The following is a 428-nucleotide window of genomic DNA, read 5'->3' as shown; positions in this document are numbered from 1 at the left end:
CGTGTGCGGGGATACCGCCACGCCCTGGAGGCCGCCGATCTGCCATTCGACGCGGGCATGCTCTTCAGGACGGAGTCGCTGTCGATGCAGGAAGGCGCACGGGCCGCGGAAGAGTTGCTTGGCTCTGGCGCTGAGTTCGACGCGGTCTGCTGCGCCAACGACTCGGTGGCATTCGGCGTGCTGCGCCGGTTCGCGGACACCGGACTGCGTGTGCCGGACGACACGCTGGTCATCGGCTTCGACAACGTGCTCGAAGGGGTGTACAGCATCCCCTCGCTGTCGACCGTGGCGCCCGACCACACTCAGATGGCGACGGCCGCCGTCGACATGCTGGCGGAACGCATCGCCGAAGGTGGCACCACGACGGACCCCAAGGAGCTGGTCAGCGACTATCGGCTCGTGGTTCGGGAGTCCACGAGCGTGTGAAC

The 428-nt window shown here is 67.3% G+C and carries 1 protein-coding gene; it reads left to right on the top strand.

Annotated elements, in window-relative coordinates; genetic code table 11:
- The coding region (locus ELR45_RS40080; RefSeq protein ID WP_205857792.1) for a LacI family DNA-binding transcriptional regulator at positions 1-426 on the top strand (426 nt) is incomplete at its 5' end.
- Positions 427-428 lie beyond the last annotated feature (2 nt).

The sequence above is a fragment of the Phytoactinopolyspora endophytica genome (assembly GCF_004138495.1).
Taxonomy (GTDB): Bacteria; Actinomycetota; Actinomycetes; order Jiangellales; family Jiangellaceae; genus Phytoactinopolyspora; species Phytoactinopolyspora endophytica.
Note: the sequence above shows the minus strand (reverse complement) of the source record. Positions and strands in the feature narration are given on the sequence as shown.